The 21,539-nt window shown below is 61.3% G+C and carries 26 protein-coding genes and 1 tRNA gene; 15 read left to right on the top strand and 12 right to left on the bottom strand.

Features of this window, described 5'->3' with window-relative positions:
* The first annotated feature begins 29 nt into the window (after positions 1–29).
* Complete coding sequence (locus V5N47_RS07725) at positions 30–1,106, top strand: molybdopterin-dependent oxidoreductase (protein ID WP_338726648.1); 1,077 nt, start codon at positions 30–32, stop codon at positions 1,104–1,106.
* On the opposite strand, the gene V5N47_RS07720 is transcribed toward V5N47_RS07725, so the two are convergent.
* The gene (locus tag V5N47_RS07720; protein ID WP_338726647.1) at positions 1,084–1,503 is read right to left on the bottom strand and encodes an RNA-binding domain-containing protein; all 420 of its coding nucleotides are present in this window, start codon (positions 1,501–1,503) and stop codon (positions 1,084–1,086) included. The two genes, V5N47_RS07725 and V5N47_RS07720, sit on opposite strands and share 23 nt — an antisense overlap.
* Positions 1,500–2,090: an AAA family ATPase gene (locus tag V5N47_RS07715; RefSeq protein WP_338726646.1), complete on the bottom strand. Its 591-nt coding sequence runs from the start codon at positions 2,088–2,090 to the stop codon at positions 1,500–1,502. Before V5N47_RS07715 ends, V5N47_RS07720 begins: the two co-directional genes overlap by 4 nt.
* Positions 2,091–2,173: 83 nt before the next feature.
* Here V5N47_RS07715 and V5N47_RS07710 point away from each other — a divergent pair, with 83 nt between their 5' ends.
* Positions 2,174–2,551: a YccF domain-containing protein gene (locus V5N47_RS07710; RefSeq protein WP_338726644.1), complete on the top strand. Its 378-nt coding sequence runs from the start codon at positions 2,174–2,176 to the stop codon at positions 2,549–2,551.
* Between the two features lie 46 nt (positions 2,552–2,597).
* Positions 2,598–2,672: transfer RNA gene (locus V5N47_RS07705), tRNA-Arg, on the top strand.
* A gap of 286 nt (positions 2,673–2,958) precedes the next feature.
* On the opposite strand, the gene V5N47_RS07700 is transcribed toward V5N47_RS07705, so the two are convergent.
* On the bottom strand, positions 2,959–3,474 hold the full coding sequence (locus V5N47_RS07700) for a cupin domain-containing protein (protein ID WP_338726643.1): 516 nt from the start codon (positions 3,472–3,474) through the stop codon (positions 2,959–2,961).
* An 81-nt stretch (positions 3,475–3,555) separates the two neighbouring features.
* Here V5N47_RS07700 and V5N47_RS07695 point away from each other — a divergent pair, with 81 nt between their 5' ends.
* The 3 genes from V5N47_RS07695 to V5N47_RS07685 are packed head-to-tail and all read left to right on the top strand — an operon-like array spanning position 3,556 to position 4,984.
* Positions 3,556–4,002: a CopD family protein gene (locus V5N47_RS07695; RefSeq protein WP_338726642.1), complete on the top strand. Its 447-nt coding sequence runs from the start codon at positions 3,556–3,558 to the stop codon at positions 4,000–4,002.
* Positions 3,995–4,495 carry a hypothetical protein gene (locus tag V5N47_RS07690; protein WP_338726641.1) on the top strand — a complete coding sequence of 167 codons (501 nt, stop codon included), beginning with the start codon at positions 3,995–3,997 and terminating at the stop codon, positions 4,493–4,495. The genes V5N47_RS07695 and V5N47_RS07690 overlap by 8 nt, the downstream gene beginning before the upstream one ends.
* 51 nt (positions 4,496–4,546) lie before the next feature.
* Positions 4,547–4,984, top strand: coding sequence for a DUF6069 family protein (locus V5N47_RS07685; protein WP_338726640.1), 438 nt, complete (start codon positions 4,547–4,549; stop codon positions 4,982–4,984).
* Between the two features lie 26 nt (positions 4,985–5,010).
* Here V5N47_RS07685 and V5N47_RS07680 read toward each other — a convergent pair whose 3' ends face one another.
* The gene (locus V5N47_RS07680; RefSeq protein WP_338726638.1) at positions 5,011–6,102 is read right to left on the bottom strand and encodes an aminopeptidase; all 1,092 of its coding nucleotides are present in this window, start codon (positions 6,100–6,102) and stop codon (positions 5,011–5,013) included.
* Between the two features lie 177 nt (positions 6,103–6,279).
* Between V5N47_RS07680 and V5N47_RS07675 the strand changes: the two genes are divergently transcribed.
* Positions 6,280–7,287 (top strand): low specificity L-threonine aldolase, encoded by a 1,008-nt coding sequence (locus V5N47_RS07675; protein ID WP_338726636.1) that lies wholly within the window; start codon positions 6,280–6,282, stop codon positions 7,285–7,287.
* Here V5N47_RS07675 and V5N47_RS07670 read toward each other — a convergent pair.
* Positions 7,284–7,424 (bottom strand): hypothetical protein, encoded by a 141-nt coding sequence (locus V5N47_RS07670; protein ID WP_338726634.1) that lies wholly within the window; start codon positions 7,422–7,424, stop codon positions 7,284–7,286. The two genes, V5N47_RS07675 and V5N47_RS07670, sit on opposite strands and share 4 nt — an antisense overlap.
* Before the next feature lie 90 nt (positions 7,425–7,514).
* On the opposite strand from V5N47_RS07670, the gene V5N47_RS07665 reads away from it, so the two are divergent.
* A complete protein-coding gene (locus V5N47_RS07665) occupies positions 7,515–8,201 on the top strand; it encodes a helix-turn-helix domain-containing protein (RefSeq protein WP_338726633.1) in 687 nt (228 codons plus the stop codon).
* Between the two features lie 103 nt (positions 8,202–8,304).
* On the opposite strand, the gene V5N47_RS07660 is transcribed toward V5N47_RS07665, so the two are convergent.
* Positions 8,305–8,826, bottom strand: a complete 522-nt coding sequence (locus tag V5N47_RS07660; protein ID WP_338726632.1) for a metallophosphoesterase — start codon at positions 8,824–8,826, stop codon at positions 8,305–8,307.
* Positions 8,827–8,892: 66 nt separating this feature from the next.
* On the opposite strand from V5N47_RS07660, the gene V5N47_RS07655 reads away from it, so the two are divergent.
* Positions 8,893–9,840 (top strand): cation diffusion facilitator family transporter, encoded by a 948-nt coding sequence (locus V5N47_RS07655; protein WP_338726630.1) that lies wholly within the window; start codon positions 8,893–8,895, stop codon positions 9,838–9,840.
* A gap of 69 nt (positions 9,841–9,909) precedes the next feature.
* Entirely contained in the window at positions 9,910–12,084 is a 2,175-nt protein-coding gene (locus V5N47_RS07650) for an ATP-dependent DNA helicase (protein WP_338726629.1), read from the top strand.
* Here V5N47_RS07650 and V5N47_RS07645 read toward each other — a convergent pair.
* On the bottom strand, positions 12,081–12,557 hold the full coding sequence (locus tag V5N47_RS07645) for a 2'-5' RNA ligase family protein (protein WP_338726628.1): 477 nt from the start codon (positions 12,555–12,557) through the stop codon (positions 12,081–12,083). The genes V5N47_RS07650 and V5N47_RS07645 overlap by 4 nt on opposite strands.
* Positions 12,558–12,743, bottom strand: coding sequence for a hypothetical protein (locus tag V5N47_RS07640; protein WP_338726627.1), 186 nt, complete (start codon positions 12,741–12,743; stop codon positions 12,558–12,560).
* 157 nt (positions 12,744–12,900) lie between these two features.
* Here V5N47_RS07640 and V5N47_RS07635 point away from each other — a divergent pair, with 157 nt between their 5' ends.
* Positions 12,901–13,335, top strand: a complete 435-nt coding sequence (locus tag V5N47_RS07635; protein WP_338726625.1) for a hypothetical protein — start codon at positions 12,901–12,903, stop codon at positions 13,333–13,335.
* Here the strand turns inward: V5N47_RS07635 and V5N47_RS07630 are convergent, their stop codons facing one another.
* The 4 genes from V5N47_RS07630 to coxB are packed head-to-tail and all read right to left on the bottom strand — an operon-like array spanning position 13,336 to position 17,509.
* On the bottom strand, positions 13,336–14,001 hold the full coding sequence (locus V5N47_RS07630) for a hypothetical protein (protein ID WP_338726623.1): 666 nt from the start codon (positions 13,999–14,001) through the stop codon (positions 13,336–13,338).
* Complete coding sequence (locus V5N47_RS07625; RefSeq protein WP_338730282.1) at positions 13,998–14,258, bottom strand: cytochrome C oxidase subunit IV family protein; 261 nt, start codon at positions 14,256–14,258, stop codon at positions 13,998–14,000. Before V5N47_RS07625 ends, V5N47_RS07630 begins: the two co-directional genes overlap by 4 nt.
* Positions 14,259–14,267: 9 nt before the next feature.
* Positions 14,268–16,763, bottom strand: coding sequence for a cbb3-type cytochrome c oxidase subunit I (locus V5N47_RS07620; RefSeq protein ID WP_338730280.1), 2,496 nt, complete (start codon positions 16,761–16,763; stop codon positions 14,268–14,270).
* Positions 16,760–17,509, bottom strand: coding sequence for a cytochrome c oxidase subunit II (coxB, locus tag V5N47_RS07615; protein ID WP_338730279.1), 750 nt, complete (start codon positions 17,507–17,509; stop codon positions 16,760–16,762). The genes V5N47_RS07620 and coxB overlap by 4 nt, the downstream gene beginning before the upstream one ends.
* Before the next feature lie 180 nt (positions 17,510–17,689).
* Between coxB and V5N47_RS07610 the strand changes: the two genes are divergently transcribed.
* From V5N47_RS07610 to lysW, 4 genes are all read left to right on the top strand, one after another.
* Positions 17,690–18,211, top strand: coding sequence for a DUF6789 family protein (locus tag V5N47_RS07610; RefSeq protein ID WP_338730278.1), 522 nt, complete (start codon positions 17,690–17,692; stop codon positions 18,209–18,211).
* Between the two features lie 278 nt (positions 18,212–18,489).
* The gene (locus V5N47_RS07605) at positions 18,490–19,728 is read left to right on the top strand and encodes an argininosuccinate synthase (protein ID WP_338730277.1); all 1,239 of its coding nucleotides are present in this window, start codon (positions 18,490–18,492) and stop codon (positions 19,726–19,728) included.
* A 1-nt stretch (position 19,729) separates the two neighbouring features.
* A complete protein-coding gene (argH, locus tag V5N47_RS07600; RefSeq protein ID WP_338730276.1) occupies positions 19,730–21,184 on the top strand; it encodes an argininosuccinate lyase in 1,455 nt (484 codons plus the stop codon).
* A 168-nt stretch (positions 21,185–21,352) separates the two neighbouring features.
* Positions 21,353–21,517, top strand: a complete 165-nt coding sequence (gene lysW / locus V5N47_RS07595) for a lysine biosynthesis protein LysW (RefSeq protein ID WP_276245928.1) — start codon at positions 21,353–21,355, stop codon at positions 21,515–21,517.
* Positions 21,518–21,539: the final 22 nt, after the last annotated feature.

Raw genomic sequence — 21,539 nt, 5'->3', positions numbered from 1 at the left:
ATTCGTCCACCACCTACCACCACACGACAATGGCGCGCTTCCGGTTCGAACCGTCTGCTCGAACGCTCGACTGGACGCTGTTTCTGGTCGTCGCCCTCGAAGTCGCAACCGGTCTCATCAGCCTCGTCTCCGGGGAAGCCGCGGACGCCATCCTCTTCGTCAGCCACGGTGTGCTCGGCTTCATTCTCACCGTGCTCGTTGGCTGGAAACTCCGGCGCGTCGCTCCTCGACTCAGAACACGGGTTGCTGGGAAGTGGACGACAACACTCTCAATACTCCTCGTTGCACTCACCGTTGGCGCGCTCGCAACCGGCGTGTACTGGGCGTTTGGTGGTGATTTTCGATTCGTGGTCTGGAACGCACTCAACGTCCACATCGCGCTTGGCCTGCTCGTCGTCCCCGTCCTCTTGCTCCACCTGAGACGCCACTACCACACGCCACAACCCGCTGATTTCATCGACCGTCGAACCGCCCTCCAGTACGGCTCACTCCTCGTGTTCGGCGCGCTCACGTGGCGCGTTCAACAGGCAACAAACCGACTCCTCGCCCTCCCCGGCGCAACCAGACGATTCACCGGCTCGAAAGAACGGGGGAGCAATGCGGGAAACGCCTTCCCGTTGACCAGTTGGGTCGCAGACGACCCAGCCCCAATCGAGGTTACAGACTGGACACTTTCGCTCACTGGTGAACTCAAACAGCCACGCTCGTTTCGCTACGACGACCTCACAGCAGAAGACGAAACCCGCGCCATCCTCGACTGTACGAGTGGCTGGTACTCAGACCACGACTGGCAGGGCGTTCGCGTTGGCGCACTCATAGACCTCGCAGAACCCACCTCGAAGGCACGCTGGGTTTCGTTCCAATCGGTGACCGGTTACCGGTGGAGTCTCCCCCTTGCGGAAGCCCGCGACGCACTTCTTGCAACCCACGTAGACGGCGAGGCGCTCGCCCACGGTCACGGTGCGCCGCTCAGACTGGTCGCTCCGGGGAGACGCGGCTTTCAGTGGGTCAAGTGGATTACCGCAATCGAGCTGCGAGAACAAAGAGACGTGAGCGAATGGCTGGCGATTTTCGTGAGTGGATTCAACGAGCGTCCTCGGGAGTGACCGGCTTTCCGTCCTCCGTCGGCGGCGCGATGTGGTCGATGAACTGTTCAACGTCTGGTTCGTGCACGCGCACGCGAACCGAGAGGTCGCCGAGTTCACCGGGATTGCCCACCGAGAAGTTCACGACGCCCTTGAACGCCGCCTGCTTTTTCAACTCAAAGGAGAACGTGTCGCCTTCGAGCGTCGAAAAGAACTCACCGCGGGCGGTGTCGAGAATCTGCTGTTTGTGCAGGCACTGCGAGAAGTGATCCATGCTGTGGGCTTCTGCCACCAACTCTCTTGGCTGCGTCGAAACCGTTGCCTCGGGAAAGATGTTCGTGATTGCATCAGCCACGCGGTCTGTGACCTCAGTCCCCTTGACTGGAGCCGTGATTTCGACATCGACGGAGTATATCATTCGGTGTCCTCCGATTCATCCGGTACTGTCTCAAGGGCGTCGATACCGTCTTCGAGAAGCGTCCGAATCGATTCGTGAAATGCGGTGAGCGAGGTCGTGTTCTCGATGACCACGTCCGCCAGTTCCATGGCCTCGCCCATGCCGTAGCCGAGTTCGCGTTCGTCGCGTTCACGCAGGTCAGCCTTTGCTTCGGCCGTCGGGTCTCTGCCACGGTCTCGAATCCGGGCAAGCCGCGTCTCGAAGGGCACTTCGATGCTTGCGAGGACGAACTCGTCACCGAACGCCTCCTCGAAGCGTTCGACCTCCGCCGCGCCGCGAATCCCATCGACAAGCACGACGTCGCTGTCTTCCAGCCGCGCCTCGATGAGCGGGAGCGACCGGTCTGCCACGGCCGCAAGCCCGCCGTGCTCCCGTAGGTCAGTGGCGACCAGCCCCATGTTGTCCTCCGTGATGTCGAGGCCACGCTCACGACACTCAGCCCGGATGACGTCCCCCATGGTCAACACGGGGATCTCGAGTTCCTTCGCAACCGTCGCGGCCTCGCTTTTGCCGCTTCCCGGCAGTCCGACGATACCGATAACACGCATTACGTCGGCGTACTCGTGAGATGCGCATAAGCCCTCTGCTCCGATTGAGTGCGACTTTTCTCCCTTCATCACCTACGACAGCCATGGCACAACGCCCCCTGTTAGTCCGCGCCCTCTGGTTTGTCGCCATTGGCTGGTGGCTCACCCCTGCGCTCATCAACATCGCGTGGTTCCTGAACGCCACCATCATCCTCCTCCCGCTCGGCATCAAACTCATCAACCTCGTCCCGACCGCCCTCACGCTGAAAGAGCCGCGCTCGCTCTCTGCACCCGATTCGACCCGTGGACAGCACTCACTGGTCGTCAGACTCATCTACTTCATCGTCATCGGCTGGTGGCTCAGCCTCGCATGGGCGAACATCGCGGCCTTCTTCGCCATCACTATCATCGGCCTCCCCATCGCCTACTGGATGTTCAATCTCCTCCCCTTCGTCACCTCGCTGTACCGCTTCGACGGGTAAAACGCAGACCGCTACAATTTTTGACTGTCACCGAGAACGACCGGTAGGGCACGTAGCTCAGTCTGGATAGAGCGTCGGACTTCTAATCCGACGGTCGTGGGTTCGAATCCCATCGTGCTCGTTCGAAATCGCGGAGCGATTTCTCACTCGCACGATGTACCTCGCAAACGCTCCGCGTTTGCTCAGTCCCATCGTGCTCGTCATTTCCGACAAACGACAGTGAGAAGGAACGGCTGTCATGGGATTTGAAGGAGACGAGTCGCAGCGCGAGCGAAGCGAGCGACCGTCTCGGCGTCGGTCGAATCCCATCGTGCTCTGTTTTGCTCGTTCTCCGATTGGTTTTGAGAGGAGTCTGCTGTTCGGTTCTGAGACAGTAAATCAACTGCAAAGAATAGTGCAGTGACGGTCTACCGCTCCGGTTCGCCTTCCTCGCCGCGATGCGTCGGAATCATCTTCGTTCCACAGTCGGGGCAGAGCAGTTGCAGGTCTTCGCTGGTCACATCGTCGCTCAGCAGCGACCGGCGGCGGTGAAAGGTACGGTCGCCGCAGTCGGGACATTCTTTCAGGATTTCCACGTCGTCGCTGCCAAACGGTGCGCCGATGGCGAGTCCCGAGACGCGTTCGTCGCCGTCGTTGTAGCCGTGTTGGAACTCACCCGGCCCAAAACGGATGATTTCGCCCGCGGTCACCTGCTCGGTTCCAGCCTCAGTCTCGAACGTGGCCGTCCCCGACTGGACGTAGAAAATCTCCTCTTGGTCGTGGTGGGTGTGATATCCGCCCGAGAACGCCTCGCCTGCGCCAAGTTCGAAGTAGTTGAGCCCGACATCCGTCGCCCCGAGTGCGAGTCCGACCCGGAACGGTCCCGGCGAGCGCGGATAGGGGTCTTTCACCTGTTCGACTGCGTCAACCCTGACTTTCTCCATGGCCCGACCACGGGCTACAGGGTAGTGGTCGTATCGCCCGAACTGAAATCATTTTGTTAGCTCGCTGAGTAGTTACAGGATATGGCGCTCTCACATGTTTTCGTCCGCGGCGTTCACGTGCTGGCGATGGCGGTGGCGCTCGGCGGAAGTATAAGCCTCTGGTGGGCGATTCGGACGCGCGCACCGCTCCCCGCCGAACGCGCCGCTCTGCTTCGCTTCGCTGAAGGCTACGAATGGCTGTTCTGGGCGGCACTTGGCACGCTCGTCATGACCGGTGTGGGCAATCTCGGCGCACTCGCACCTGCCGTACCGACCACCACGACCCAGTGGGGGCTGGTGCTGTACGTGAAGCTCGTGGCAGTACTCGGGTTGCTCTTGCTTTCGGCGGTCCGGACGGTCGTCGTCCACAAACTGAGTGAGGCGGACACGTCCGTGAACGTCGCTGCGAGCCTATCGCGGGCCTACGCCGTCACGATGCTCTATCTGGTCGGGTTGCTCGCGCTCGCGGAGGTGCTCGCTCATGGCTGAAGACACGGCAGCCTCAACACCACCAGCCCCGCTGCTCGTCTTCGGACTCGCCACCTTCCACGTCACGCTCCTCACCACGACCGGTCTCTTTGCGCTCCACTCGTCGGCCTCTGTGGGTCGCCTGCTCGCAGGTCTCGACACGCTCACCGGGTTCGTCCTGTTTTTCGCCCTCTGGGCTATCACGTGGTGGACGACGCGCTGGGTGCTCACTCGCGCACCGCTCGACCCCGAGAACCCAGACAATCGGTTCAGTCGAGTGCTCATGTGGAGCTATCTCGGCGGTGCTGTGACAGGAACGGTGTTCCTCGTGGTGGCGATAGTGCTCGTGTTTCTTGTCTCACTGGGCCTCGAAATTGCCACACTCGTCGTGGTCGTCGTTGGCATCCCCGTCGCCGCCATCGTTGGTGGACTCGTGGGCGCGGCGTTCGGGCTGATTGACTCGCTCATCTACCGACTTGCGAGTGCGTTCGTACCCCGCACCGGTCGGCCGTGAGTTACCAGCAGTAACGTCTATCTTCTCGAAACGCGAGTGCGTATCAGTCGTATGGCATCCACAACAGCGACGCCGCCGGTTCGTACCCGACTCACGATGTCCAACCTCGTCCAACGCGGGGCGCTCGCACTCGTCGTTTCGTTCGTCGCCGTGGCGATTGTTCGCGGACTCGTCGGCGCATTCCTCTCGGTGCCAACCGAGTTCAACCCGCTCGCGTGGGGTGAGATGCTCACCGTCACCGCCAGCGCCGCACTCGTCGCCACGCTCGTCTACGGCCTGCTCGACCGATTCACCAAGAAGGTCGCTCGAAACTTCCTCGCCGTCGCCGCGCTCGTGTTCATTTTCTTCCTCTTCCCACTGTTCACGGTCGTCCCAACCCTGCCCGGTTCCACGACGACGCTGACCGTGGTTGCGTTCGTCCTGCACGCCATCGTCGCAGTCGCCATTATTGCGTCGCTCCTCCGTGGGCGTGCGCTCTTGCGGATGTAAAAGTCGAAAAACTGCGTTACGTGTGGCTATTCTTCGAAGCCGTCTTCAAAGATGAACGTCCCATTGCGCTGGACGACTTCCCCATCCACTTCGATGAACGAATCTTCGGCCATGTCCACAATCATATCGACGTGGGTGGCGCTCTGGTTCTGCTCTGCGCCCGCACCGACGCACTCGTCGTAGGCGCGACCGACGGCCATGTGGACGGTGTCGCCCATCTTTTCGTCGAACAACATGTTGTAGGTGAACCGGTCGATGTCCCGGTTCATCCCAATCCCTAACTCACCAAGCCGACGCGCACCCTCGTCCGTGTTGAGGATGTTGGTGAGCACGTCCTCGTTTTTCTCCGCCGAGTGCTCGACAACAACGCCATTCTCGAACTTGAGCCACGCGCCCGTGACCTCGCGGCCTTGGTGGTAGAGCGGCAGGTCGAACAGGACTTCTCCGTCAACTGAGTCGGGCACGGGTGCGGTGAACACTTCGCCGCCGGGCATGTTGTGCATCCCCGAATCGTTGATGGTAATCATCCCGTCGAGGCGCATCGTGACGTCCGTCGTGTCGCCGCTCACGATGCGAATCTCTGAGGCCGGATTCAGAATTTCCACCAGTTGCTGTTGGTGTTCGCGCTGGGCGTCCCAGTCTTTGTTGATGGCGTCCCAGACGAAGTTCTCGTAGCCTTCGAGGCTCATCTCGGCGAGTTGGGCACTCCCCGTGCCCGGGAACTGCGTGGCGACCCAGCGCTTCGAAAGGCGTTCTTCGAGCGTGGGCGACATGGTCCGAGAGTGGGCGGCGAGTACTTCTGGGTCCACGTCGCTCGTCTCGGTGGCGTTCACCTCGGTGCGAACCGAGATGTACACGTCCATCTCTTCGAACAGGGCCATGATGTGGCTCGGCGTCTCGAAATCCTCGGGGTCGGACGCCCGAAGATAGGCGCGGGCGGCGCGAGAATCGCTTGCCATGTAGAACGGGTGGGCCCCCTTGTCGCCGATGAGTTCGTGGAGTGCCACGACGAGGTCGGCGGCGACCGACGGCGCGACGATGACGACGTTGTCACCCTTCTCTACGCGCGTCGAGTGTTCGACGATGACCTGTGCATGTTCGCGGATACGCGGGTCCATACTGGATATTCATGCAGGTTCCCGATACCCCTTTCGGGTGGGCATAACGAGGGGAGCGCAGTTCTCGCCGTAGCGTCTCGCTTCACGACGAGAACGCGAGAGGATGGTCTCGTGTGAAACACTCCTGACCATGCATCGACCACGACCTATTTCGGGTATCCCGAAAAACGAGCAGGTATGCTCGATTTGCGAAGCGACACCGTGACCCTGCCCGACGATGCCATGCGCGAAGCCGCCGCCGAAGCCACGGTCGGTGACGACGTGTACGGCGAAGACCCGACAGTGAACGACCTCGAAGCCCGCGCCGCAGAGATTGTCGGCAAAGAGGCCGCGCTGTTCGTCCCGTCGGGAACGATGGGCAACCAGATCGCCGCGAAGGTGCACACGAATCCCGGCCACGAGGTGCTCGTCGAACGCGAAAGCCACATCTACAAGTGGGAACTCGGCGGCCTCGCCCACCACTCCCAGTTGCAGGTGCGCACGATAGACGGCGGCGACCGCGGCGTCCTCACGCCGGAAGCCATCCGCGAAAACGCCGTCGAGGAGAGCGACCACGAAGCCGGAACCGGCCTCGTATGCGTCGAAAACACGCACAACGCGAAAGGTGGCGTCGTCGTCTCGCCAGCCGAAATGGACGCCGCCGCAGAGGCGGCCAACGACCTCGGCGTCCCGCTCCACGTCGATGGCGCACGCATCTTCAACGCCGCAGCCACAGCTGACGTCCCCGCGAGTCGCCTCGTCGCGGAAGCCGATTCGGTGATGTTCTGTCTCTCAAAGGGGCTCGGCGCGCCCGTCGGCTCGATGCTCGCCGGGAGCGAAGCATTCATCGACGCAGCCCACCGCGTCCGCAAACTCATGGGCGGCGGCATGCGGCAGGCGGGGATGATTGCTGCACCCGGCCTGCTCGCGCTCGAAAACCGGTCGCGGCTCGCAGACGACCACGAGAACGCCAAACGACTGGCTGCGGGGCTGAGAGACCACGGGCTCACCGTCAAAGAGCCGGAGACGAACATCGTGCTCGTCGAAACAGGTAGTCAATCAACCGATGAGTTCCTCGAAGCGTGCGAAGAACAGGGCGTCCTCGGCGTGCCGTTCGCGGACGGCGTCGTGCGCTTTTGTACCCACTGGAACGTCTCGGCTGACGACGTAGAAACCGTCATCGACGCCGTCGGGAAGACCCGCTAACGCCGGCTTCCGTCCATCCCCTCGCGGAAGGCGAGGAGCGTCCGGCGCATGAACAGATAGACCGCAAGGATGAACGAGAGGAACACCACGACAAGCCCGACGAGGACGAGCGTGTTGGCGTCCATGCCAAATATCATGCAGTTGCGTTCCCGCCGAGCGGGGAAAGTCGTTTCGGGGAGGCAGTTCTGTGAAAGGGTTGATATGTTAGTGCGAAAAACCGTGAGGCAATGCCGCTGTTGCCCTCCTCTTCCAGTGCCGACGGCGACGATGCGACCCCGCGCGTCATCGGCGTCGATAGCGAAGATGCAGACGCGCTGCTCGGCGCGCTCGCTTCTGAAACCGGCCGACGAGTGCTGACTGCGCTCCACGACGAGCCTGCCCCACCTTCCGCGCTCGCAGCCCGTATCGGAACCTCACTGCAGAACGCCCAGTACCACTTAGAACGCCTCGAATCGGCGGGGGCGATTGCCGTGGTCGACACCATCTACTCGGAGAAAGGCCGCGAGATGAACGTCTACGCCCCCGCCGACAAACCGCTCGTCATTTTCGCCGGTCGAGAACAGGAAACCGGCGGCCTCAAGAGTGTCATCACGCGGCTGTTCTCGGGCGTTACCATTCTCGCGGGCGCGAGTCTCGCAGTGGAAGCGTGGGCGAGTCGGCGCGGCGTGCCGGGTGGAAGTACGGAGACGGCGACACAGACGACGGCCACGGCGGTAGAACAAAGCGGCGGGTTCAGCATCGCAGAGGTGACCACACGGACGGTGACGGAGACGGCCACGCAGACGGCGAGCAACGCAGCGGAGTTGACGACCGGGGCGGCCACCGCGGTGGGTGTCCCACCAGGTGCGCTGTTTTTCGCGGGCGGCGCAGTCGTATTGCTGGCGTGGAGTGTGCGAGCCTATACGGATAGGTGAAATCCGTCTTTGACCTTACCGAGATTACATTTACGCACCACGCATCCCACCAGATGGGGCGGCGATATGCCCGCCTACACCCGCTGGCGCTGACCGTGTGGGGTCAGCCCTCCAATTCTATTCTAAACGTGTCGAAGGTCGCCCCGGTTGGTTCGATGAGGCGGCCTTCCGCGTGGTCTCCACCGACCTCGAGTTCCGCGTAGCCCGGGCGATACCAGCGCGGGTCTGCGTGGCTCCCCGGATTCAGAAAACCGATGTCACCGCGCCGCTCGAATCCCGGTTCGTGTGAGTGGCCGAACACGACGAGGTCGGCGTTCGCCTGTCGCCCGAACATGGTGAGCGAGGTGTCGGTATGTTCGTGGCCGTGGGCCAGCGCGATTCTGAGGCCGTCGTATTCGACGACGCGCTCTGCAGGGAGCCGCGAGCGAACCGCGTGGACGTCGGTATTCCCGTACACCGCCTCCAGTCGCGTCGCTTCCTGTTCGAACGCAGAGAGGGCGGCTTCGGTGTAGAAATCGCCGGCGTGCAACACGAGGTCGGCCGCTGAGACGGCGTCGAGCACGCGTCCCGAAAGGCGGTGGCCGGTGTTGCCGTGGGTGTCTGAGACGACCGTAATCATGGCCATCGGTACGCGTCGGTGACACAAGACTACCCCGGAACGATTTTGGCCACAGGATGACACGAATGCGTAATGGCCGGAAGCAAGTCCGTCGTTTACGCTGCCTTGTTCGCAAACGGGGCGATTTCTGTACTCAAGTTCTTCGGCTTCCTGCTGACGGGAAGCCCCGCGATGCTCTCTGAGACGTACCACTCGATTTCGGATACGGGCAATCAGGTGTTCCTCCTCATCGGCATCCGGTACGGTGAAAAAGAGGCGAGTCGAGACCACCCCTTCGGCTACGGGAAAGCCCAATTCTTCTACTCGTTTCTCGTGAGCGTCCTGCTCTTTGGGATTGCGGGCTGGGAGAGTGCACGCCACGGCTACGACGCCATTGTCCACCCCCACGTCCCGAACACCGGGTCCGCGACCCTGCTCGGCGCGACCATTCCGGGCGTCTGGGTGAACTACACCGTGCTCATCGGCGCGATTCTGTTCGAGGCCTACGCCTTCAAGAAGGCCTACACCGCCATGAAACTCCAGATCGACAGACACGGGTGGTCTGGCTTCCGCGAGGCGTTCAAGAAGACGAGCGACGTGACGACCCTGACCGCCCTCACGGAGGACACCATCGCAATCGGCGGGGCCGGCATCGCGCTCGCGGGCATTTACCTGACGCGGGTGACGGCAAACCCCATCTACGACGCGACGGCGGCGCTCCTCATCGGACTGATGCTCATGTTCTTCGCCCTCGCACTCGCGTGGGAGAACAAGCGCCTCCTGCTCGGAGAGAGCCTGCCTGCGTCTGACGAACAGGAACTCAGGGACATCGTGCGTAACTGGGACGGCGTCGAGAACCTCGAGGATTTCCGGACGGTCTACTTCGGCCCAGAACAGGTCATCGTCGTCGCAGACGTGGCCTTTGGCAACGGCTTCGACACCGAGGAAATCGACGACATCATCACCGAGATGGAGCAGGCCCTGAAACGCGTCGAGCCAGGTGTGAAGAAAGTGTACATCGAACCCGAAGTGTTGGACTGAGCCGCTTTCGGTCACGTTCGTTCCGGTCGGCGAAGTATTTTAAGCGAATACGGCGAACCCTCGTCCAACGTGGCAGACGAAGGGTACCTGCGATTCTTCCCCTACGACGCGCCGTACGACAACCAGCGCGAGGCGATGGACCGCATCTACAACTCACTCGCCCGCGAGCAGGACGTCCTCTTCGAAGGGGCCTGCGGGACTGGCAAGACCCTCTCTGCGCTCGTCCCCGCCCTCGAATACGCCCGCGAAACGGGCAAAACCGTCGTCATCACGACGAACGTCCACCAGCAGATGCGTCAGTTCATCGCCGAAGCCCGGGCGATTACGCGCAAAGAGCCGATTCGCACCGTCGTGTTCAAGGGCAAAAAATCGATGTGCCACATCGACGTGGGCTACGAGGAGTGTCAGGTGCTTCGGGATACCACCCGCGAGTACGTCGACACCGAGCAAGACCGCGAACAGTTAGAACAGCGCGAACAGGAGTTGCTCGAAGCGAGTCAGGCAGGCGAAGACGGCGCGGCGGAGGCGAGAAGCACCGTCATGAGCGAACTCGAAACGCTCGGTGACGACCTCTCTGACCTCAAATCGAACGTCTGTGAACACTACTACAACAACCTGACCGCGGACACGAGCGAGTTCTTCTCGTGGCTGTTCGCGGACGTACGCACCCCGGACGACGTGTACGAGTACGCAGAACAGCGCCACCTCTGTGGCTACGAACTCTTGAAAGAAGGGATGGAGGGCGTCGACCTCGTCGTCTGTAACTACCACCACCTCCTTGACCCGATGATACGCGAGCAGTTCTTCCGGTGGTTAGACCGCGACCCCGAGGACATCATCGTCGCGTTCGACGAGGCCCACAACGTCGAAGACGCCGCGCGCAAACACGCCTCGAAAACGCTCACCGAGAACACGGTAGACCAGTCGCTCGACGAACTCGAAGACACCGACGACCCGCGTAGACAACCGGCGAAGAACGTGATTGGGGCGTTCCGCCGGGCGCTCTCACAGGTGCTCGACGACACGCTCAGCTACGGCGAGAAAAAGCGGGTCAAAGAGAACTGGAAAGACCTCCCGATTGCCAACGACGACCGCCGCGATGACCTCACGCTCGCGTTTCTCCAGACCTACTCGGGACAGGGCATCAACGCCGATTTAGAGCAGGCCCAAGCGCTCGGGGCGGCCTTAGACCAGGAGTACGAAGACGCCTACAAGAACGGCGAGACCACGACCAGACAGGAGTGTCAAACCCTGCAGGCCGCCCGCTTCATCGCGCTCTGGATGGCCGAAGGCGGGAAGGGCGGCCAGTATCCTGTGGTCTCGGTGCGACGCAACGAGCAGACAAACGAGGTGTACGCCCGCGCTGAACTGTACACCTGCATCCCCCAACAGGTCACCCGTGACCTATTCGATGAAGTCCACGCGAGCATCCTGATGAGCGCGACGCTGCGCCCGTTCGACGTGTTCGAGGACGTGATTGGGCTCGAAGACCCGGCAACGATGGCTTACGGCCTCCAATTCCCCGAAGAAAATCGCCGCACCTTCGCCGTCGAAACCCCGGCGCTGTTTTCGAGCGAACGGGGCAACCCCGAGACGCAAGCCGAGATTGCGGACGTACTCAGAGACGCAATTCGAATGACGCCGGGCAACACGCTCGCCTTCTTCCCGAGTTACGCCGAGGCAGAACGCTACTTCGAGCTGGTGTCGGGGACGGTGGACGCGAAACTCTACCGCGACGAACCCGGCCAGTCGGTCGAAGACATTAGGCAGGAATTTTCGAATCACGACCACGCGGCCCTCTTTACCTCGCTCTGGGGAACCCTCACTGAAGGCGTGAGCTTCGACGGCAACGACGCGCGAAGCGTCGTGGTCGTCGGCGTTCCGTACCCACATCTAAACGACCGGATGGAAGCCGTCCAAGCGGCTTACGACGCCGCCTTCTCCGACCGCGGACGGGACGCAGGCTGGGAGTACGCCGTCGAGATTCCAACGGTCAGGAAGACGCGCCAAGCGCTTGGCCGGGTGATTCGCTCGCCCGAGGATTTCGGGGTGCGAGCGCTCGTGGACAAGCGATACACGGAGGCGGCCCGACGCGACATGGGCAAGTACAGCGTTCGCGGGACGTTCCCGCCAGAAGAGCGAACAGAGATGCTCGACATCGCGCCAGAGAAGCTCAAATTTGCGATGCTCAACTTTTACGGCGATAAGGATGCGTGGGGGCCAGAGGGACCGCCTGCGCCCTAAGCGGGAAGGCGAATCCGGCTTGCGACTTCGCGGTGTTTCGCGTCGAACAACTCGAGCTGTGAGACCGTCCACGTAATCGGTTCGATGGTCGCAGAAAGCGTCCCGCCGCGCCCAAGGGTGATGTGTGGGGTGTAGTCGTTACCCTCAAGCCCGTCGATAGTCGTGAACGTCTCCGTGAGACGGTTGTGGAGGTCCATGAGGCCGGGGCTTTCGACGGCGAGGTAGACGACCGGCCCGGGGCCACGCGTTGGCTGGTCGAACTGGTCGATGCCCGTCACCTGCACTTCGAAGGCGGGTGCACCCGAGAGCGCCTGTCGGAGCCGTGTCTCAAGCGTGTAAAACTCTTCGTCACCCAGCCGTTTTGCGAGCAAGGTGTGGCGCTCGCGAATCCGGTCGAAGCCAACAAGCTGTGGAAACAGGTCCGCAGCGAGGCGCGACACCTCACCAGGAACTGGGACGTTCAGGCTGTACACTCAGATAGTGTCGAGGAACCAGAGGACGATAAGGGCGATGATGATGAGCCCCATGATAGAGCTCATGAACTCGACGGCGAAGTCGAGAACCCGGAGGACGATTTCGAGGGCGACCCAAACCACGGTAAGGCCCAGCAGAAGCTTGAGCAGGTCCCCGATGTTGATTGAACTGAGTGCGTCTGACATAGACACAAATTAACACGGTTCAATAAAAATACTCCGGCAAACGACTGTCTAGAGAATTGTATTCACTGAGGAGATGTCAGGAAAGAGTCTACTCACGGCGAGTGGTCAACATACAATTATAACGAACAATGGCGTATGACTAGGGAAGGTTGCACTCATGGTTCAAGCAGACACCCTCCTGATTCCCCTGTTGATGGGGCTGTTCTTGGTCGCCGTGGCGATATTTCTCGTCCGAAATGGGCCGATCAGGACGCTTGCCGAACCCGATAGAGACGTTGTCGGCACGGCCACCCGACTCGCCCACCATCCGGCGAGTTGGGTCGCGGGTTTTCTCGCGCTCTCGCTCGGTTTCGGTGGAGGAATCATCCTCTACGTGAGCGGCGAGGAAGTTCCGGCCGTGCTCAAACAGAGCGTCGGCGTCGTGCTGGTCGTCGTGGCGCTGAGCGTGCTCGCAGGCTTTCTCTTTTCCGGGGTGTACGGCTCTGCACGTGCCCGTGGACTGACCAGCGCGCAGGCAACCGCCATCGGCGGCTGGGGCATTGGTCTGCTGTTTCTCGGTGCAGTCATCGTCAAACTCGTCACCGTCGGGTAGCTACCGACTGGGTCGCCAGTATAACAGACAGACCGAGACGAGAAACGCCGCCGTTGAAATATCGAGTGAGTAGACAGAGAGGCTCGTTATCAGTCCCGTAGAGCCGCCGGTCACGCCCGCGAGAAGCGTTGCAACGAGCGGGAAGCTACAGGCGATGCACGAGGCAACGCCGAACAGCGCGGAGACCGTGGCCACCGCCACGTCGAGGACAGTGACGTAGAGCAGGTAGCTGAGCGCGAGGTAGCCTATCACCCGGTAGGGAATGAACGAAAGGTGGCCAAACGACCCGGTATAGAACACGCGCGGCCCCCACCCGGGTGCGGACATCGTGACCTGCAATCCACTCGGCAGGTGGCTGTGGGCGGCCTGTAACCCGGAGAGTTCGACCAGTCCAGAGAGCATCGAGAGGCCGAGTAGGTAGCCGAGCGAGACGATGAGTGCGACCGCTTTGATGCGAGGGCTGGCCTGCGTTGGTCGCGTGTGAAACACCGCCCAAAGCGCGACGTTAATCCAGAGAAACGGATAGACCAGATACCGGTAGCTGCTCACGTCCGTGTTGGTAAAGCCGAGGTAGGCGAGAATCGAGAGGAGTTCAATCGCCACCAACGCCGCCCAGAAGGGCAGGTCTGCGGGCAAGCGGTGTCGTGTGCGCACCATCGAAGTCATGTGATCGAATACGACGCCGCGAGGGTGAGCGCGAGCGCGGCGAGCAGGCCAATGAGCATGACGAAGCTCACAGAGCGCGGTTCGCTGAGCAAGTGCTGGTAGTAGCCCGCGACGAACAACGCCTTCACGAACGAGAGGACGATGATGACGCCAAACGCCACCCAGTAGGCGAGGTTTGCGAATTCGATTAACACCTGTGCCGTCGCCATCACGAAGAGGACGACGTAGATTGCCGCGTAGAGTTTTGTGGATGTCATGATGGTCACCTACAGGATGTAGAACAGCGGGAAGAGGAACAACCAGACAATATCGACAAAGTGCCAGTACAGCCCGAAGTACTCGATAGAGCGGTTGTCCTCAAGGTATGCCCCCCGCGAGGCGCGCGCGAACAGATAGACGATGACGATGAGGCCGACGATGACGTGGGCGGCGTGTAACCCCGTCGTGAGGAAGAACGTCGAGGTGCGGATGTTCGTCGACAGCCAGAGGCCTTCGTGGAACAGTTCGTACCACTCGATTCCCTTGTTGATGAGGAAGCCCACGCCGAGGAGGAACGTCGCGGCGAGCGTCGCCATGAGCAGGCGCTTGTTCTTTCGTTCGGCGGCGACGAGCGCGAGCACAATGCTGAAACTGCTCGTGAGCAGGAGGTAGGTGTTAATCAGCCCCGGCACAGGGTCGTGGGGAACCGGCTCCCACGCGATCCAGCCTGCGGCGACGCGGATGAACACGTACGACCCAATGAACGCGCCAAAGAGCACCACGTCAGAGGCAAGGAAAATCCAGACGCCGAGTTTCATGTTCTCGATGTTCGCAAACGGCCAACGCTCGCCCATCGGTTCTGCCGGGCCGTGGAACTTCTCTAGCCCCATCGAGACGAGCGCGTAGAGACCAAGACCAAAGCCGAACACGCCCACGATGACGTAGAAGCCACCCGCGAAGTCGGGCGCGAGAACGCCTCTGCTGAACCCTGACAGCCCGAGGAACGCAAAGAACGACCCCACACCGACGACGAACGGCCAGCTGCTTGCGTGGCTCGGGTGGTGGTCGTGCCCCTCGACGGCAACTCCGCCGTCGGTGGCTTCGGGCGTGCCGTCGGAGAAGGTGAGCATCCCCGACCCGTAGCTCGGGGTGCCGGGGAAGTTATCAAGCGGCGGCGGCGAGGAGACGGCCCACTCTGCGGTTGTGGCGTACACCCACGGATTGTCCGCTGCTTTTTCGCCCGTCCAGAGGCTCACCGTGAGGTTGTAGAACATCACGAGGAACGACGCCCCGAGGATGAACCCACCAATCGTGGCCAGTTGGTGCCAGCCAATGAGCGCGACGTTGTACTCGAACACCCGACGCGGGGTCTCCCACGCGATGAACATCGGGAAGTAGAGCAGGTTGAACCCGACGAAGTAGAGCGCAAAGTGCACCTTCCCGAGGAACTCGTTGTACATCCGCCCGCTCATTTTCGGGTACCAGTAGTAGAGGCCACCGAACAGCGCGGTGACGCCGCCGACCATCACGTAGTGGAAGTGGGCGACGACCCAGTAGGTGCCCCGGAACTCGTAGTCAAGGACGACTGCGCCGAGGAACACCCCAGTGATGCCGCCGATGATGAACAGCAAGAGTGCTCCAAACGAGAACAAGAAGGGCGTCGTAAAGCGTATTCTGCCCTTTATCATGGTGTAGATGAGCGCGAACACCATCAGGTCGAAGGGCAGCGAGATGCCGATGGTAGTCGCCATGAACAGCGTCTTGATGTTGAGGTTAATCGAGGTGAGGAACATGTGGTGCATCCACACCATGAAGCTCTGAATCGCCACGAGCACCATCGAGGCGATGAACCAGCGTCGCCCGACGAGGCGGCGGCCGGTGAACGTCTGGAACGTTTCTGCCATCACTCCAAGGGCGGGGAAGAAGACGATGTACACCTCGGGGTGGCCGAAGAACCAGAACAGGTGCGCCCAGAGGATGGAGCCGCCGGGATTGTCGGGCAGGAAGTAGGTGGTCCCGAGCAGGCGGTCTGAGAGGAGAATCAACAGCGCGGCGAGCAACGCGGCGAACGCGAACAGCATCATCCAGACGGTGAGCAGGATGGTCCACGAGAACAGCGGCATCCGCCGGAGCGTGAGGCCCTTCGCGCGCATGCGATGCATCGTCGTGAGGAAGTTCACCGACGAAACGGTGACCGAAGCGACGAACAACATGAGCGCGAGAATCGCCGTGCTCGCGCCCACTTCCGGGGTGAACACGGGCACGTTGAGCGGCGCGTACATCGTCCACCCGCCCGAGAACGTCCCCTCTTGGAAGAAGGAAACACCGAGCAAGAGGCCAGAAGACAGATAGAGCCAGTAGGAAAGCGAGTTGAGCCGCGGGAATGCGAGGTCTTTCGCGCCGAGTTGGAGTGGGACGACGTAGTTCGCAAACCCGAACGCGAGCGGCGAGAGGAACCAGAACACCATGATGAGCCCGTGGAGCGAGACGGTCTGGTTGTAGGCCGTCGCAGAGAGAATGCTCTCGCCCGGCATCCAGAGTTGGGCGCGGATGAGCAAGGCGAGGACACCGCCGAAGATGAGGAAGAACAGCGCCGTCACGGTGTAGAGGATGCCGATGTCCTTGTGGTTCGTCGTGACGAGCCAGCGTTTGACCGAGGCCGCAGGCGGCAGCCCGCCTTCGACGGGGACTAACTCGTCTTCTGCACCCGGTGTCGGAAGAGCCTCATCGATATGGTCGCTTCCCTGCTCTCCATCCACTGGTCCTCGGTCGTTGGTTGTCATGCTGCCACCGTTTGATTTGCCGTCGCCGTTTCGTTCGCTGTCGCCGTCGTGTTCGCGTACCACGCCTCGAAGTCAGCGTTCTCCATGACGATGATGTCAGCCGTCATGTAGGAGTGGCCCACCCCGCAGAGTTCGTAACACTGCGCTTGGTACGACCCCGGTTCATCCGCCAGCACCCACGTTGAGGTCTCTTGGCCGGGGATGGTGTCCATTTTCACCCGCAACCCAGGGATGCCAAAGGCGTGAAACACGTCCTCAGAGGTGCCGAGAAGGCGGATGCGCTGGCCCTCTGGAATGCGCAGCTCACCCGACGTTGTGTGCCCGTTCGGGTACTCAAACTTCCAGCCGAACTGGAAGCCGGTGACTTTGACGACAAACTCGTCTTCTTGGGGGACGTCTCCGGCTTCGACGAACAGCAACGTTCCGTAGGTCCAGGTGATAAGCGAGAGCACGATAATCGAGCTCAAGAAAAACGAGACAAACAGTTTTCGCCCGCCACCACCGCCGGTCGGAATCTCGCCGAGACGTGGGCGGTCTTTCGCGTCCGACTCTGCGAGGGCGGGTCGGTCGCGGTACTTGTACGCATTGTACAACATGTAGGTGATAACGACAACCCCGACGAGCGTGCCGAGGATGAGGAATACCACGAAGATTCGTTCAAACACGTTCGCGCGCGTCCCCCCCGGAATGAGCCCCCCAAGCCCAGACGCGAGGAAAATACTCGTGACAAGTGGCACCCAAATCATTATCACAATCTATTATTATATGTATATTCACACATTTAGTGATTTCGGGAATTCGCGGATTTCAGACGGATTAATGCCCGCATTATCCGCACAAGTCACCCAGACATATAAGAAATTGAAACTGTATGTATTCTAGCAAGAGAGGGAACGTTTTTGGCAGTAGTCATGGTAACTAATACCATGGCCGAAAACGATGCGCAATATTTAGGAGAAATGTCAGAGGACGTGGCAGACCCGGACTTTGACCACTTGACCGGTGTCATCACCGATGGCTTCGTCGGCGCGGTTGGCGGGCTGGTTGGGACGGCGGCGATGACGATGGGGTTGCTCGTTGGCGCTTCGCTCAATGTGTTCGACGTGAGTGAGTTCGCTTCGTTTGCGACACTGCTCGGCCTCGATGCGCTCTATCCCGCGAATCCGACGGCCGTTGGCTACGTCATTTTCGTGCTCGGTGGGATGGTGGTTTGGCCGCTGTTGCTCGCCTCGCTCGGGTCGTATCTTCCGGGCGAAAAATTCGCCCTCAAGGGCGTCTCCTTTGGGTTCGTGCTCTGGACTGGCTTTGCGCCCGCGTTCTACCCCGGCTACGCCGGGCTCGCGCTCGTGCTCTACCTCGTGGTGACGCTGTTGGCCCACTTCGCCTACGGTTTCACTCTCGGCGCAGTGTTTGACTACCTCTCGACGCGGCCGAAGACGCTCGTCTAAGATACACATTCTCACGCACGGCAGGCGATTTTGCCTCCAGAATGCGCAACACTTTTGTATGCTTCTCTCTCATGCTTTCAACACATGTCACGGACTGCCGTCGTTGGCTCGCCGCTCTCGGTGAGCACGGCGTCCGTTATCGCCTCCGTGCGACCGCGACCGGGCCTCTAGGCCCTTAATACCAATTCTTCAACGTCCGGTTCGCCTCACTTCCTCAGAACGTACAACTGCTTGTTCTGAGTGTCACATCCGACAACCCATCCCACAGCACACACCCAATGACCACAGAATCCACCAAAATCGCCCTCGCCTTCTCCGGCGGGCTCGACACGACCGTTTGCGTCCCACTGCTCAAAGAAGAATACGGCTACGACGAAGTCGTCGGCATCACCGTCGACGTTGGCCAGCCAGAAGCTGAGTTCGACGAGGCAGAAGAGACCGCCGACGCCCTCGACTTAGAACACTACGTCATCGACGCGAAAGCCGAGTTCGCAAACCTCTGTCTCGACGCCGTCAAAGCGAACGCAGACTATCAGGGCTACCCGCTCGGCACCGCCCTCGCCCGTCCAATCATCGCCGAAGCCATCCTCGCAAAGGCAAAAGAAGTCGGCTGTACCGGCATCGCCCACGGCTGTACGGGCAAGGGCAACGACCAACTGCGCTTCGAGGCCGTCTGGCGCGAATCAGACTTAGAAGTCATCGCCCCCGTGCGCGAACTCGGCCTCACCCGCGAGTGGGAAATCGAGTACGCAGCAGAGAAGAACCTCCCCGTCGAGAGCGGCAACGAGGGCGCGTGGAGTATCGACACGAACCTCTGGAGTCGCTCGGTCGAAGGCGACGACTTAGAAGACCCCGCCTACGTCCCGCCTGAGGACATCTACGAGTGGACGACCGCGCCGACCGGCGAGACCGAACTCGTCGAAATTACGTTCGAAAACGGCTACCCGGTTGCCGTAGACGGCGAGGAGATGGACGCCGTCTCGCTCATTGAGTACCTGAACGAGTTTGCGGGCAAGTTCGGCATCGGCCGCACCGACCTGATGGAAGACCGCATGCTCGGGCTCAAAGTGCGCGAGAACTACGAGCACCCCGCCGCGACGGTGCTCCTGAACGCCCACGAAGGCTTAGAACAGCTCGTCCTCACCAAAGAAGAGCGCTCGTTCAAGACGCAGATCGACAACCAGTGGGCCGAGAAAGCCTACGAGGGCCTCATCAACGCCCCGCTCGTCACGGCGCTCGAAGGGTTCATCAACACGACCCAAGAGCGCGTCACGGGCACGGTCACCGTGAAATTCCAGGGTGGCCAAGCGCGCGTCGTCGCCCGCGAGAGCGAGTACGCGGTGTACTCGGAATCGGCCGCCTCGTTCAACACCGAGACGGTCGACGGCATCACGCAGGCCGACGCGACGGGCGTCGCAAAGTACCACGGCTTCCAGTCGCGTCTGGCGAACTCGATTCTCCAAGGCGCGAAGCAGGAAGCACCAACGCCGATGGCAGACGGCGGCGAGGACCAGTGAAATGGTAGAGGAGTCCGCAGACGGTGACGTGGTTCGCCGGGAACGCTTCAGCGGCGGCCCTGCCCGCGGATTCCTCTCCTCGATGGACGCAGACACTCGCATTTTCACGGCCGACTTAGAGGTCGACCGCGCCCACGTCCTGATGCTCGCAGAACAGGGCATCATCGGCGAGGACGAGGCAGGCCAGATTCTGCAGGCGCTCAACGTCGTCGAAGTGGAGGGCTTTTCGGCACTCCCGGACGGCGAGGACATCCATGCCGCAATCGAGACGGCGGTCATCGGCCAGATTGGCCCTGTCGGCGGCAAGATGCACACCGCCCGCAGTCGCAACGACGAGGTGGCGGCGTGCATCCGCCACCGGTTCCGCGAAGACCTCCTCGACGCCGCAGCGGCGACCCTCGCGCTGCGCGAGATGCTCTGTGAAGTGGCTGAGGAACACGCGGAAACGCTGATGCCCGGCTTCACTCACCTTCAGCCCGCCCAACCAACGACGATTGGCCACTACCTGCTCAGCTACGAGCAGGCACTGAGCCGGGATACGGCGCGGCTCATGGACGCCTACGCACGCGTGAATCAGTCACCTCTCGGCGGGGCGGCCTTTGCGGGCACGCCGTTCGACATCGACCGCGAGCGCACCGCCGAGTTACTGGGATTCGACGGCGTCCTCGAAAACTCGATGGACGCGAGTTCGGCCCGCGACTTCCTCGTAGAAGGCGTAAGCGCGCTCGCAACGCTTGCAACGACGCTGTCTGGGCTCGCAGAGGACATCATCGTGTTCGCGAACAAGGGGTACGTCGAACTGTCTGATGACTACTCCTCGACCTCCTCGATTATGCCCCAGAAGAAAAACCCCGACACGCTCGAACTCGTGCGTTCGACGGCGGGCAACGCGAGCGCGGGGCTGAACGGCCTGCTCACGACGCTGAAGGGGCTGCCCCGCGCGTACAACCGCGACTTACAGAACGCGACGCCCCACGCGTGGGCGGCCGCGGACGCTGTAGTCGAAGCGACGAACGTCGCGGCGGGTGCGGTGGCGACGGCCGACTGGCAGGAAGACTACCTCGCCACGGAGGCGGGAGCTGGCTTCTCGACGGCGACCGGCGTCGCCGACCTGCTTGCGATGTCCGGCGTCCCATTCCGCACGGCCCACGAGGTCGTGGCGACCGCGGCGGAGGAAGGCCAAGACTACGAGACGATTGCGGCGGCCGCAGAGGACCTGCTCGGCGCGCCGCTCTCTGACTACGTTTCACAGGAAGCCGTCGAAGCAGCGCTCGACCCTGCAGCCAGTGTCGAGAGCCGTGACTCGCAGGGTGGCCCCGCCGCAGAGGCGGTGGCGGCCCACCTCGCGGCGGCGACCGAAGCACTCGACTCAGACCAGGAGTGCGTGGCATACCACCGTGAGCAGCTCACGACGACCCGCGCCAAACTCCACGACGAGGTGAATCAGTATGTGTGAACGACCGCCGTCCCTTCGAGGGACGAATAATACATCTGTAATTTGATAATGCGAATTCAGAACACGAGAAAATTGCCAGTTCGGTGCGGTTAGACGGGAGTCTGTTTATTATTTTTCTCTGACAAGTTCGATGGGTTTATAGGGGTGCGTGTCGGAGGAGCAATCACCATGGCAGAATGTGTCGAATGTGGAGCCGACGTGGCGCTTCACGACGACTTAGAAGTTGGCGAAATCGTAGATTGCACAACCTGTGGCGCTGAACTCGAAGTAGTGGACGTCAACCCGCCGGTCCTCGAGAAGGCCCCTGAGCTGGAAGAGGACTGGGGGGAGTAAATTGCAAGTCACGAACTCCCAC

This window comes from Haladaptatus sp. DJG-WS-42, from assembly GCF_037198285.1.
In the GTDB taxonomy this organism is placed as follows: Archaea; Halobacteriota; Halobacteria; order Halobacteriales; family Halococcaceae; genus QDMS2.
The sequence above is the reverse complement of the archived record's forward strand: the minus strand, read 5'-3'. Positions and strand labels throughout refer to the sequence as shown.

Excerpts from the sequence above, each read along its gene's own strand:
- coxB (WP_338730279.1), bottom strand. The coding sequence starts at position 17,509 with ATGATTTGGGTGCCACTTGTCACGAGTATTTTCCTCGCGTCTGGGCTT.
- V5N47_RS07720 (WP_338726647.1), bottom strand. The coding sequence starts at position 1,503 with ATGATATACTCCGTCGATGTCGAAATCACGGCTCCAGTCAAGGGGACT.
- V5N47_RS07695 (WP_338726642.1), top strand. The coding sequence starts at position 3,556 with ATGGCGCTCTCACATGTTTTCGTCCGCGGCGTTCACGTGCTGGCGATG.
- V5N47_RS07690 (WP_338726641.1), top strand. The coding sequence starts at position 3,995 with ATGGCTGAAGACACGGCAGCCTCAACACCACCAGCCCCGCTGCTCGTC.
- V5N47_RS07700 (WP_338726643.1), bottom strand. The coding sequence starts at position 3,474 with ATGGAGAAAGTCAGGGTTGACGCAGTCGAACAGGTGAAAGACCCCTAT.
- V5N47_RS07655 (WP_338726630.1), top strand. The coding sequence starts at position 8,893 with ATGGCCGGAAGCAAGTCCGTCGTTTACGCTGCCTTGTTCGCAAACGGG.
- V5N47_RS07710 (WP_338726644.1), top strand. The coding sequence starts at position 2,174 with ATGGCACAACGCCCCCTGTTAGTCCGCGCCCTCTGGTTTGTCGCCATT.
- V5N47_RS07610 (WP_338730278.1), top strand. The coding sequence starts at position 17,690 with ATGGCCGAAAACGATGCGCAATATTTAGGAGAAATGTCAGAGGACGTG.
- V5N47_RS07625 (WP_338730282.1), bottom strand. The coding sequence starts at position 14,258 with ATGACATCCACAAAACTCTACGCGGCAATCTACGTCGTCCTCTTCGTG.
- lysW (WP_276245928.1), top strand. The coding sequence starts at position 21,353 with ATGGCAGAATGTGTCGAATGTGGAGCCGACGTGGCGCTTCACGACGAC.
- V5N47_RS07660 (WP_338726632.1), bottom strand. The coding sequence starts at position 8,826 with ATGGCCATGATTACGGTCGTCTCAGACACCCACGGCAACACCGGCCAC.
- V5N47_RS07685 (WP_338726640.1), top strand. The coding sequence starts at position 4,547 with ATGGCATCCACAACAGCGACGCCGCCGGTTCGTACCCGACTCACGATG.
- argH (WP_338730276.1), top strand. The coding sequence starts at position 19,730 with ATGGTAGAGGAGTCCGCAGACGGTGACGTGGTTCGCCGGGAACGCTTC.
- V5N47_RS07715 (WP_338726646.1), bottom strand. The coding sequence starts at position 2,090 with ATGCGTGTTATCGGTATCGTCGGACTGCCGGGAAGCGGCAAAAGCGAG.
- V5N47_RS07630 (WP_338726623.1), bottom strand. The coding sequence starts at position 14,001 with ATGACTTCGATGGTGCGCACACGACACCGCTTGCCCGCAGACCTGCCC.
- V5N47_RS07675 (WP_338726636.1), top strand. The coding sequence starts at position 6,280 with ATGCTCGATTTGCGAAGCGACACCGTGACCCTGCCCGACGATGCCATG.
- V5N47_RS07725 (WP_338726648.1), top strand. The coding sequence starts at position 30 with ATGGCGCGCTTCCGGTTCGAACCGTCTGCTCGAACGCTCGACTGGACG.
- V5N47_RS07620 (WP_338730280.1), bottom strand. The coding sequence starts at position 16,763 with ATGACAACCAACGACCGAGGACCAGTGGATGGAGAGCAGGGAAGCGAC.
- V5N47_RS07635 (WP_338726625.1), top strand. The coding sequence starts at position 12,901 with ATGGTTCAAGCAGACACCCTCCTGATTCCCCTGTTGATGGGGCTGTTC.
- V5N47_RS07680 (WP_338726638.1), bottom strand. The coding sequence starts at position 6,102 with ATGGACCCGCGTATCCGCGAACATGCACAGGTCATCGTCGAACACTCG.
- V5N47_RS07670 (WP_338726634.1), bottom strand. The coding sequence starts at position 7,424 with ATGATATTTGGCATGGACGCCAACACGCTCGTCCTCGTCGGGCTTGTC.
- V5N47_RS07665 (WP_338726633.1), top strand. The coding sequence starts at position 7,515 with ATGCCGCTGTTGCCCTCCTCTTCCAGTGCCGACGGCGACGATGCGACC.
- V5N47_RS07640 (WP_338726627.1), bottom strand. The coding sequence starts at position 12,743 with ATGTCAGACGCACTCAGTTCAATCAACATCGGGGACCTGCTCAAGCTT.
- V5N47_RS07605 (WP_338730277.1), top strand. The coding sequence starts at position 18,490 with ATGACCACAGAATCCACCAAAATCGCCCTCGCCTTCTCCGGCGGGCTC.